Here is an 11,790-nt window from a genome sequence, read left to right on the forward strand (position 1 = left end):
CTTATTTCCCCACCTCCATTTTTGATAACATAATTTTTGCAAAATTTTTTCCAAACTCCATGCAGCTTTGAAGTTCCTGTTCATCTGGCATGTATTTAGCCTTTAATGGTTCTTCTATAACTTCGATTTTAGCCTTTGTAAGATAATCAGATAACATTTTAGGGGATTCTCCACTCCAACCATAACTTCCAAAAGCTGCGCCAACCTTATCAATAAACTTTAGCCCCATTAAATCTTCCACAACTGGCATTATTGACGTTAGTACACCGTTATTTACCGTCGATGACCCTAAAATTATGCCTTTAGCCTTAAAAACTTCCGCTAAAATATCATTTCTATCAGCTGTTCCTGTATTGAATATCTTATATTGAACGCCTCCTTGTGCCAAACCCTTTGCTATAAATTCCGCCATATTATGTGTTGCTCCCCACATAGAGTTATATATTATTACAGCGCTTTTTTCAGATATACCCTTCGACCACTCATAATACTTCTCAACAATTTTCATAGGATCTTTTCTCCATATTATTCCGTGACTTGGTGCTATCATATCTATAGGCAACTTAAGTTCTTTTATCTGTTCTATCTTTTTAGTAACCATTTTGCTAAAAGGTGTCAATATATTTGCATAGTACTTTAACGCTTCCTGATAAATCTCACATTCATCTGCCAAGTCATTAAAAAGCTTTGAAGATGCATAGTGCTGCCCAAAGGCATCATTGGAAAACAAAATATTTTCTCCTAGTAAATATGTAAACATACTATCCGGCCAGTGCAGCATTGATGCTTCTATAAACATAAGCTCATGCTTTCCTATGTTAATTTTTTCGCCTTGAGTAACCACCTTTAAATTCCAATCTGTATGGTAATATTCCTTTATACTTTCCATTCCCTTTTTGGACACTATTATAGTGGCATTAGGAATGTACTTCATAATAGTAGGCAAAGCTCCAGAATGATCTGGTTCCAAATGATTCATTACAACATAATCTATTTTGCTTATATCTACAACCTCTTTCAAATTTTCAATAAGCCTATCCGTCAGTGGTTCCCATACCGTATCTATAAGTACTGTCTTCTCATCTTTTATAAGATATGCATTGTATGAACTTCCTCTATGCGTTGAAAGCTCATAACCATGAAAATATCTTACTTTCCAATCAATAGCTCCTACCCAGTAAACATCCTTACTCAATTCTTTCATTATTTTCACTCCTTACAAATAATTCCTAAGATTAATATGAGCGTTTACCGTATTAATTATTCAAAAAAAATTTGATTGAAATCACATTAATTAATAACTTTCGGCAGTAAAATAAATCTATAAATTAATGAAATACTTAGGAGGTATTGTATATGAACTCAATAAATGAAGATAGAATTAAAAATCTTACAGCTGTTTTAAGAAAGCTTAACGAAGGTGTAACGGAAGAATCAAGGAGAGAAGCTTTAAATATAGTTGCAAATATAGATCCTATAGAATTATCTATTGCAGAACAGCGCCTTATAGAGCAAGGGGTAAATCCACAAGACTTAAGAAATTTATGTGACATCCATATGGAAGTTCTTAGCGATGAATTGGTAAAACTCAAGAAAAAAATTGAGCCTGGGCATATGTTAGATACTCTTATAATTGAACATGAAAAAATAAAGGAATTCTTAACAGAATTAGAAGCACTTAATTTAACCATTCAAGCCTTAAATAATTACAGTGAAAATCCAAACTTATTTACAAAATTAGAGCATTTAGCAAATAATATTTTGGATGCAGAAAAACATCACAAACGCGAAGAAGATGTATTATTTCCAGAGCTTGAAAAGAGAAATATTACAGGTCCAACTAGAATAATGAGGATGGAACATGATGATCTTAGGAAAAGGAAAAGATTGCTCAGAGACGCAGCACATGAAGCTCAAAATGCTGACTTTGATGAATGTAAAGCAAAAGTAGATGAATTGGCTAAATATATTGTTTTTCATCTAAGAGACCACATTTATAAGGAAAATTACATTTTATACCCTACAGCTATAGATGCATTAAAAGATGAAAATTTATGGGCAGAAATGAAAAACAAAAGTGATGAAATAGGCTACTGCCCTTTTACACCAGGAAAATAGTACAAAGATTGCGAAGTAACAATGCTTCGTCGCATAAACCACTGTGGGTTTAGGCGTTTAGCCCATGTGATTCTTGAACTAGATAAAAATATTTTCTTAAATAGTCCTATAAATCTAAGATTTATTAGGACTTTTTTAAATCGTTCTTTCAGCATTGTTACTTCGCTCCCACAGTAGTGAAACAGAAGAAAATCATCCTTTTTTAGCTTGAAGCTTTATCTCTTCTTCTTCAATAATCTTTTTATCTAATCTTTCAAACAAAATTTCAAACTCCCCAATTTGTTTTCCACACTCCAAAGAAAAATACTCAAACTTATCCACATTAAATTCAAGCCAGTGCTTAATTTTGTGAGATGAAAAAGGTAAAAATGGTTCAAGTATATTGGCTATATTAGCTATTGCATTTAAACAATTATAAATAACATTTCCGCAAATCTTCTTATCACTCTTTATAGTAACCCAAGGAGTATTTTCATCAAAATATTTATTTATGCTTCTTATAAATTCAAAAACCTCATCAACAGCATTTTTTAGTTCTCCATGTTCTATCTTATCTCCTATATTAACATACAGCTCTAAAATAGATTTTTTTAAAGCTTCATCTTCTTCTCCCTCTGGCACAAAGTTATCAAAATACTTATTTACAAAAACCAAAGTTCTATTTACAAGATTGCCATATGCAGAAAGAAGCTCGTTATTATTTTTCTTAATAAATTCTCTAAAAGAGAAATCCGTATCCCTTCTCTCTGGCCCATTTGATATGAGAAAATATCTTATGGCATCTGGATTATATTTTTCAATTATATCTGGAACCCAAACCGCCCAATTGTTACTTGTTGATATTTTTTTCCCTTCCAAAGTCACATATTCACTAGAGACAACCCTGTCAGGAAGTTTTTCGATTCCAATTTCACTTAAAAGGGCTGGAAGTATAACGGTATGAAATGGAATATTGTCTTTGCTATGAATATAGTAGCTTCTAGCATCCTTATCCCAAAACTTTTTCCAATCTTTATGATTTTCCTCTCCCCATTTTTTGCTCACAGTTAAATATCCAAGAACAGCATCTATCCAAACATATATTTTTTTATCCTCATAGCCTTCAATTGGCACATCTATCCCCCAATCAAGGTTTCTTGAAATTGCCCTGTCGCGAAGCCCTTCTTTTAAATATCTTTCCGTATTGTTAACCGCATTTAATCTCCATTCACTTTTAGTTTTATCAAAATACTTTTTAAGGGTTTGCTGAAATTTTGAAAGTGCAAAATACAATTGCTTTCCACTTTTTACAACTGGTTCTTCGCCGCATAGCTTGCACTTTCTATTATTCAATTCTAGTGGTTCTAATATAGTTTGACAGGAATCACACTGATCTCCCCTTGCCTTATTGCCGCATACTGGACAAGTTCCTTCAACATACCTGTCTGGCAAAAATTGATTGCAATGTTCACAATACAGCTGTTTTACTTCCTTTTCATAAATAAATCCATTTTTATATAACTTTTTAACTATCTTTTCAATCTCTTTTTTATGATATTCGTCATCTGTTCTTGAATAGTAATCATAGGAAAATCCAAGTTTATCAAAGCAATATTTGAATTCCTTATGGTACTTATCTGTAATTGCACCTGGTTTTATATTTTCTTTTTTAGCTCTTATGGCAATTGGTGTTCCGTGGCAGTCACTTCCTGAAACATATAATACGTTATCTCCCTTCGCCCTATAATACCTTGCAATAACATCCCCTGGTAATACTGATGAAATACGTCCCACATGCAGTGATCCATTTGCATATGGCCATGCCCCTCCAATTAAAATATTCATTTTTCATTCCTCCAATATGATTTTTTAAATCAAATGGAAAAGGAATTGATTTCCTTGTGCCTCGGATGAACTTTATAGAAAATAAAAAAACTCCCGTTCCTAAGAAATTAATCTTAGGAACGAGAGTTAACCTTCGTGTTACCATCCTATTTTACCTATACCTCGCGATATAAGCCTCTTCAAGTACGTCACAAAAATGGCTATGATTATACTCTATCCCTTTAACGTGAGAAACCCGCCGCAGCCTAACATATGAATTTCGGTACGGAGCTCCAAGGCCATTTTCACTTTAATATTCCTCTCTCCCTCTCACCAAATAGGAGTTCTCTGTAAAAGTAATTTTTAAAGCTACTTTCCTTGTATAATGATGGTGCATTTGTTGTTGAACAACTTTCGACAGTACAATAAATTTATAAACTAATGAAATACTTAAGAAGTATTGTAATGAACTCAATGAGCGAAACCCATGCCCCGTGAATGTTTGCTCGCTGAAAAAATGCTCAGACAATTGAAATATCTAAGCATTTTATAAGTTTTAGATTTATCTGACGAGAGGAAGATAAATCATCCTTCATTGTACTCTGTACCCCTTACTCTTTCTTTGCTTCACTCATAAGTCTTGGGAACATAATATTATTTTCAAGATGAATGTGCCTAAAGGTATCATCCTCCAAAGCTTCAAGCAGTCTATAAGTCCCTATATAACTGTTACAAACATCTTCTGGAATTTCATAATTATTTGTAATTTCCCTTAATTCCTTTAATATAGAGCCTGCTCCCTCGTGTTCTTCTTCTAATTCTGTGATTTTTTGAGTTGCATTTATTAGTATATCTTCATCTCCTGTTTTTTCGTATTCAATTATAAGTGGAAATACAATTTCTTCTTCCTTTATAAGATGCTGCTCAAATTCCATCTTTAAACTGTGAAAAAGCTTGTGTACTTTAATTAGTTCTGAGTGGTTTGCACCGTGTACTCTTAATATTTTTGTTGTAAGCTCGCTAAGACGCGGTAGTGTCTCATTCAAATAAGCATGATGAGTATTTATAACGTGTTCAATTAGCCTTGAATAAGGTTCTCTGTTCCAATCTACATTCTTTGTCTCTTCAATTATATATTTACTATATTCTTCATTTATTTTAGATACTATTTCTTCTCCACTTAGTCTTTGTTCCTTAATAGCTTCTTTAAGCAGTCTATCTCCTCCACAGCAAAAATCTATTTTATACTGTTTAAATATCTCCATAGCCCTTGGAAACTTGGCAACAATCTCTCCAATTTTTTGATCTAAACTAAATATATTATTCATAATTTTTATCCTCCATTTTATTTTATCTTTAGCTATAATTTACCCCAAAAGCAGCCATTAATTCTGTGATTGAAATCAAATTTTAAATTGATTGTGGTCATAGTTTAAATAGTCAATAACTCATATAATCAAAGCATCGGTAATACAAGAGATATACGAAGGAGAGATAATGATGAATAATAAAATACAAATTGCTGAAAAATCATTTTGGGTTGGTAAGGTAGATGATAGACCTGTTCCATTCCACAGATTGATACTAGAAAAAGGAACAACCTATAACTCGTATCTTTTAGAAACTGAAAAGCCTACATTAATAGATACTGTAGATATTTCTTTTGGAGTAGAATTTGTAAAAAAGCTTTCAGAAAACTTTGACTTAAATACTTTAAAATATGTAGTCATAAACCATGTAGAGCCAGATCATGCAGGTGCACTTCCTGCTTTAATGAGCAAGGCAAAAAATGCCGTAATTGTTACAACTGAAAAAGCTAAAGAATTTTTGAATGGCATGTTTAAACTGCATAACAGAGAATATCTTATAATAAAAGATGGCGATACCCTAGACATAGGCGGAAAGACATTAAAATTTTTTCAGGTTCCATATCTTCATACAGAAGAAACCATGATAACTTATTCAATTGAAGATAAGGTGCTTTATCCTTGTGATATATTTAGCACTCACATAGCAACTTACAAATTATTTAATGACCTTGCATCAGAAGATATAACTGAAGACTTTAAAGTTTACTACTCGCTTATTATGGCCTCTCACAGACCTTATGTAAGAGAAATGCTTCATAAGCTAAAGGATATAGAAATAAATATTATAGCCCCAGCTCACGGCTTTATATTAAGAAATAATGCTAAAAAGTTTATTGATTTATACGATAAAATGAGTCTTAAAAATGCATCCAATAAAAAAGCGCTTATTTTATATACTTCTATGACAGGCAATACTGGAAAAATAGCAAATGATATTTATGAAGGTCTTACAGACTCAGGAATAGAAGCCAGAATAATAAATGCCAAAACCTCATCAATTGATGTTGTAAAAGAAATGGCAGCGGAAAGTGACATAATTGTCATAGGAAGTTCCACAAGATACGGTGACATGATAGGTAATATTGAAGCTTATATAAAAGAAATAGTTTCTATGGATCTTTCTAGCAAATACGGTTTTGCCTTTGGCTCTTATGGATGGAGTGGTGAAGCTATAGAAATAATAAATGATTATCTAAAGCAGAGCAACATAAATCTCCTTGATTCTACTAAAATTATTAAAGCTACAGGGGAAAATGATCTACACCTTCCTCTTAGAATTAACTTCTATGATAATGCTAAAAAAGTGACCTCCGTAAACACAGGAAAAATGGCCGCAGAATTTATAGTATAACTTTAACTAAGGCCGCCCCAATTTTGACGGGCAGCCTTTAAAATCATTTTAAAGATAAACCACCTTGAAACTTGAAATTTATTTGTACCAAAATGCCGTCTTCTAGACATTTTGGTGCACATGAATTTCAATAGTTGAAGCGGTTTATCTACATCATATTCTGAAAATATGCTTTGTTCTTTATTATAAGCCTCTTATTGCCTATTAATTCAATTACACCATCATCCTGAAGAGAAGTGAGTTTTCTACTTATAGTTTCTCTAGTGACCCCTATGTAGTTTGCCATTTCTTCTCTGTTTAATGGAAGGTCAATAACTATTCCATTATCATCTTCTACACCAAAATCTCCTGCAAAGCTTAAGAGCATAGAAGCAATTCTAGTTTCTATATCTTTTGTGCTTAGATTTTGTATAAGATTCTCAAGGCTCATCAGCCTATCATGAAGAACTTCAAGGATTTTTAAGGTTATTTCTGGGTTTCTAGTAATTATTTCATCAAAATCATCTTTTGCAATAGTGCATATTAAAGTATCTTCAAGGGCCTCTGCATTAAACTGAAAATTCCCCTTTTTTAAAAGGCTCATATCTCCAATAAACTTGCCTTCCGACAATATATATAATATCTGCTCGCGGCCTTCTCTGTTATACTTGTAAATTTTTATTTTACCCTGATTCACTATATAAAGTTTATCTTCAACATCACCTTCAAAGAATATAACCTGCCCTTTTCTATATTTCCTTGTAATAATTATATCTGATATTTTTTTAAAAGCTTCTGGTTGTAATGTTGAAAAAATATATACCTTTGATACACAGTATTTTCCTGTGCACTTAATACAATTCTTGTCACAATGCATATACCTTTCTCATCTCCCATTTCAATCTCTATATATTGTACCCTAAATTAAGGCAATATAGTTCTTATAAAACCCAAGATTTCAAAAACTCTAAAGTCCCACTTTTCCTAATCTACACAGTTTCATAAACCTCTAAAATTGAATACATTTGCAGTGAACCTCCAATAGTGCATGTTAATATTATAACAAAGTCACTTTATGCCTTCAATATGAAGCTCTCAACGCTATTTTTGAAAAAATTAGGTTCACTGCAAAATTTAATACTTACACAGTGGACAAATATAGTATTCAATGCAGCTAGCATTATATTTTGTGCGCTGCAAGAGCATTAAATTTAGATTTTTCAAAGCTCAGCCGAAAAAAATCATACTTCACTGTCAATTGTCCTCTGTCCACAGTTTAAACTGATTAAAGCATCCAAAATACTACTTGTAAAATTATAATGTTAGTCATTTTAATCTTTTAGTCTGTCCATCTATATAATACTGCTTTATCCTTTCAACTTCATCCTTAATCTTTAATTTAAGTTCCTCAGGCTCCAAAACCTTAACATTACTTCCCATACTAAGCACCCAACTTATAATTTCAGTTTTACCTTCCATGGTTGCCTCAAATATTATAGATTTATCCTCATTCCAGGTTATTTTCTGATTGCTAACCCATATTTTTTCGCTTACGATATATGACATAGGATAAAAAACGTGAAGTTTCAATTTATACACTCCATCCCTATATATTCCAAAATTGTTTTTCATATATTCCTTAAGTGAAAAATCCTTTGGAAAAATAAACTTTTCAGAAAGAACCTCATACTCAAGTATCCTTGATATCTTAAAATCTCTAATACTGCTTCTTTTCTCACAATATGCAGCAACATAAATAGCATTTCTATAGTTTATGAGTGCATACGGGTGAATAATCCTGGTACTCTCACCTGAACTTAAAGCAAAATATCTTATTCTTATTTTAGACTTAGTTATAACCGCTTTGTGTATATCTAATAATTTTTTCTTGTCCTGCTCTATTGATACATCTGATTTTATAAAATACTCAACATCATTTATTTGCCTATCTTTCATTTTTCTAGCTGCCGTAATTTTATCTGTAAGTGAATTTATTTCATCTAAATACATAAAATTGCATTGTCTAAGTTCACTATCAGCAATACTTAATGCAGAATACTCATCTTCATTTATATCAAGGTTTAATAAATAATCATATCCTTCTAGTTAATATCCACCATTACTTCCCGTTGTCGATTCAATGTATACATTAGCTAATTCTAAATCTTTTTTGTATTTTCTAACCATTCTCTCATCAACTTGAAGTTCCCTTGAAATATCAGAAATTTTCATTTTGCCATTGCTTCTCAAGAGTATTATCATCCTTAATAAGTTTGAAAATTTACTCATTATCATCCACTCTTTATCATTTATTTTTTTCTACTAACTATGTAAATGTACTTAATAATTTCATGATTACACATTGATGTCTAAAAATCAATTATCACAGCAAACTTTTGTAGTCACAACAAATAAAAAAATTGACTTATCCTAAATAGACAAATCAATTTTATGTGCAATAGTTTTTTACCTAGTTTTTATTTTCAAGTTTCCCATTAATTTCTCTTATTCTTGCTTTCCAATATACCCTAAAAGAAATCCATATGCAAACATAAATAAGTACAAAAATTGCTGCATATCCTATCTTTGGTCCTACCCCTTCTGGCATCCACTTTCCTAAAATAGATGCTATAGAAAACACACCTCCAAGTATTACAAAATGAATTACTAATTTCTTCAATTCGCTCCACCATTCAACTTTAAACACAACTGATGCCGCTGACATAAAAAATCCCAATACACCAGCAATAAATAAACCATCTACAACCATCCGTTCAGGTACATTCCCATCTATTCCATATGCATAGGCTTCAATGCAGAATATTACCTGCCATATAAAAGTTCCTACAGTTATCCCTAAAGCTCCTCTTTTTAATGCTTCCTTAAAATAATTCATATTTATTTACCTCCAATACTCAAATATTCCTTTATCTTTGTTACATATTTTCTAGACACATACTCCTGTTTTCCATTAGTAAAATTGACGCACATGGTTCCATTGAAAAACATTTCTAAATTTTTGATTTTATCTACATTTGCAATAACGGATTTTGATATTCTTATAAAGGATGTATTTTCAAATTGTTCTTCAAGTTCATATAATTTTTCTTTTATCTCATAGCTATTATCTCTAGTTTGAGCTATTATCTTTTTGTTTTCACTATAAAAAAAGAATATATTATCGGGATCAAGAATGTACATTTTTTCATCTCTACTGCCTATAATGTGACGTTTTGAAACATGCTTTAAAAATTTCAAAACTGCTTCTATTTCTTCTGTCATTTCTGGCGATTCTATAATTAACTTGCTCTCGTTAAATTCAGAATCTATTTTTAAATCAACCTTCAACTCTCTTCCCCCCTTCAACAATTTCATTATATAGATTAAATAAATTTAAAACCATGAAAAATGCATAAGTGGTAGTATTTTTTATACAAAATGCTTTAAAAGATGAGTAAAAAATACAGTAAATGATGATTTTTATAGAACTGCTTTTAAACAGATACTATTTAACCTACTACAAAGATGAACTTATATAATATTTTCAAAATATGAAAAAATCGATTACAGAATGAAGGGCTAGACTTTTTCATTATGTGCTATTATCAAACCGTAAGTTATCTTTATATGGAAGTACAAGTTCTAAATGGGCTTTAGGCTACCCTGTACTTCCAACTAAAAAGGGGAAATAACACTTATGAAAAAGTTAAAAATTGTTACAATTGGTGGTGACAGCAGCTACACTCAAGAACTAATGGGGAGTTTTATAAAACATTATAAGGAACTTCCTCTAACAGAAATCTGGCTAGTTGACATTGAGGAAGGAAGAGAGAAGCTAGAAGATGACATGTTAAAAAATGAACTTAAAGAATTTGAGAAAGGTGAGACAAGAGCTGAAAATGTTAAACGCATAGAAGCTGAATCATTTGAGTCATATAAAAATCATAATTTAGATCACAAATCAGAACAATTAACACAACGTGGTGGGGCTTATTATTCCGACGCTGCCTGTGAAATTATAAATTCTATATACAACAACAAGCAAACGCAAATGGTTGTAAGTACTGAAAATAACGGAGCTATTTCAGATTTACTATATGATTCAATTGCTGAAGTATCTGCAGTTATTACTTCAAATGGCCCTGTACCATTAAATTATGGTTACTTTAACATTTACTTTAGCTGTTTTATCACTTTCAGAGATTTTCTTTGCTGTTATGTTTATTTTCTTTACGGCATTAATGTAGACTTTATAAAATTCATCAACTTTTTTATTTTTCCTTTCCCCCTCTGTAATAAAAAAATAGGATGATTAACATCCTACTTCTTTATTGGTTAGAAACCATATTTCCAATTTCTTTTCCGTATTCAAAACTATCTTCTGGAAGCCAATTGTTATCCTTTAAAACAAATTTAAAACTTTTCTCTTTTGTTGCAGTCCCTGGTTTGGCAGCATTTAAATCTTTTTCGAGCTCATTTAAATTAAAATCAAATAAATAAAACCTCAGATGCTTCTATGGCATCTGGTGTTTTATTTATTTTTAGCAAAAACTAAATCTTTTATTTTTTTACTCTATTTAAACCATATCTCATTTTGGAAGTATAAAAAGCTCTAAATAGAAAGTACGACCCTACAGATATCATTATAAATAAAAAGCTCATGAAAAACCCATAAATCATATCACCTGAATTTGGGAATAAATAATTAACCATAAAAATACACCTCCAATAAATAACAAAACTATTATATATAATAATTATAGCCATCATTTATGTACATTTTATGTTTTTTATATTAAATCTTTGTTTTTTTTATAAAAAAAGTATAAAGAAATAGCATTTTGGAACATTAAATTAGCTCAATACTATTTCTTTATCTAAACGGCTTAATAAAAACTTTTCTCCTTTATTCTACGAAAATTTAGAATATTAATGTATTCGCTAAATATTATTAATATCTATCTTATCAAAGGCATTTATAATTTTATCAGCTTTAGATATATCTTGATTTTATGAGAATCTTCTATAACAACACATTCTTCAGGCAAAACTCCTAATTTATTTGCTGCATATAAAAATATATCTGGTTATGGTTTGCTCTTTTTAACATATACTTGTTACATATCAATTGCTATGCAAAACACTATAATTATAAAGCTTTGCATATCT

General features: G+C 31.0%; 11 protein-coding genes and 1 pseudogene. 3 read left to right on the forward strand and 9 right to left on the reverse strand.

Annotated elements, in window-relative coordinates:
* Position 1 precedes the first annotated feature (1 nt).
* The gene (locus LQK79_RS13950; RefSeq protein ID WP_231016929.1) at positions 2 to 1,204 is read right to left on the reverse strand and encodes an oxygen-binding di-iron domain-containing protein; all 1,203 of its coding nucleotides are present in this window, start codon (positions 1,202 to 1,204) and stop codon (positions 2 to 4) included.
* A gap of 161 nt (positions 1,205 to 1,365) precedes the next feature.
* Here LQK79_RS13950 and LQK79_RS13955 point away from each other — a divergent pair, with 161 nt between their 5' ends.
* Complete coding sequence (locus tag LQK79_RS13955; protein WP_053243306.1) at positions 1,366 to 2,118, forward strand: DUF438 domain-containing protein; 753 nt, start codon at positions 1,366 to 1,368, stop codon at positions 2,116 to 2,118.
* A 192-nt stretch (positions 2,119 to 2,310) separates the two neighbouring features.
* Here LQK79_RS13955 and metG read toward each other — a convergent pair whose 3' ends face one another.
* Entirely contained in the window at positions 2,311 to 3,942 is a 1,632-nt protein-coding gene (metG, locus tag LQK79_RS13960) for a methionine--tRNA ligase (protein WP_231016930.1), read from the reverse strand.
* Positions 3,943 to 4,532: 590 nt separating this feature from the next.
* The gene (ric, locus tag LQK79_RS13965; RefSeq protein WP_231016932.1) at positions 4,533 to 5,249 is read right to left on the reverse strand and encodes an iron-sulfur cluster repair di-iron protein; all 717 of its coding nucleotides are present in this window, start codon (positions 5,247 to 5,249) and stop codon (positions 4,533 to 4,535) included.
* A gap of 172 nt (positions 5,250 to 5,421) precedes the next feature.
* Between ric and LQK79_RS13970 the strand changes: the two genes are divergently transcribed.
* On the forward strand, positions 5,422 to 6,642 hold the full coding sequence (locus LQK79_RS13970; RefSeq protein WP_231016933.1) for an FprA family A-type flavoprotein: 1,221 nt from the start codon (positions 5,422 to 5,424) through the stop codon (positions 6,640 to 6,642).
* A gap of 148 nt (positions 6,643 to 6,790) precedes the next feature.
* On the opposite strand, the gene LQK79_RS13975 is transcribed toward LQK79_RS13970, so the two are convergent.
* From LQK79_RS13975 to LQK79_RS13995, 5 genes are all read right to left on the reverse strand, one after another.
* Positions 6,791 to 7,498: a Crp/Fnr family transcriptional regulator gene (locus tag LQK79_RS13975; protein WP_053242054.1), complete on the reverse strand. Its 708-nt coding sequence runs from the start codon at positions 7,496 to 7,498 to the stop codon at positions 6,791 to 6,793.
* Between the two features lie 449 nt (positions 7,499 to 7,947).
* Positions 7,948 to 8,631: a helix-turn-helix transcriptional regulator gene (locus tag LQK79_RS13980; RefSeq protein WP_231016934.1), complete on the reverse strand. Its 684-nt coding sequence runs from the start codon at positions 8,629 to 8,631 to the stop codon at positions 7,948 to 7,950.
* Positions 8,632 to 8,727: 96 nt separating this feature from the next.
* Positions 8,728 to 8,910 carry a helix-turn-helix transcriptional regulator gene (locus tag LQK79_RS13985; RefSeq protein ID WP_198150014.1) on the reverse strand — a complete coding sequence of 61 codons (183 nt, stop codon included), beginning with the start codon at positions 8,908 to 8,910 and terminating at the stop codon, positions 8,728 to 8,730.
* A 181-nt stretch (positions 8,911 to 9,091) separates the two neighbouring features.
* On the reverse strand, positions 9,092 to 9,517 hold the full coding sequence (locus LQK79_RS13990) for a DUF3021 domain-containing protein (RefSeq protein WP_053242056.1): 426 nt from the start codon (positions 9,515 to 9,517) through the stop codon (positions 9,092 to 9,094).
* Positions 9,518 to 9,519: 2 nt separating this feature from the next.
* Positions 9,520 to 9,969, reverse strand: a complete 450-nt coding sequence (locus LQK79_RS13995; protein ID WP_231016935.1) for a LytTR family DNA-binding domain-containing protein — start codon at positions 9,967 to 9,969, stop codon at positions 9,520 to 9,522.
* A 349-nt stretch (positions 9,970 to 10,318) separates the two neighbouring features.
* Here LQK79_RS13995 and LQK79_RS14005 point away from each other — a divergent pair.
* Positions 10,319 to 10,789: pseudogene (locus tag LQK79_RS14005) on the forward strand (family 4 glycosyl hydrolase); the annotation flags it as partial.
* A gap of 392 nt (positions 10,790 to 11,181) precedes the next feature.
* Here LQK79_RS14005 and LQK79_RS14010 read toward each other — a convergent pair.
* Positions 11,182 to 11,334 carry a hypothetical protein gene (locus LQK79_RS14010; protein ID WP_157055729.1) on the reverse strand — a complete coding sequence of 51 codons (153 nt, stop codon included), beginning with the start codon at positions 11,332 to 11,334 and terminating at the stop codon, positions 11,182 to 11,184.
* Between the last annotated feature and the right edge of the window lie 456 nt (positions 11,335 to 11,790).

Origin of the sequence: Clostridium guangxiense (genome assembly GCF_021043395.1) — a bacterium.
GTDB classification, from domain to species: domain Bacteria; phylum Bacillota; class Clostridia; order Clostridiales; family Clostridiaceae; genus Clostridium_S; species Clostridium_S guangxiense.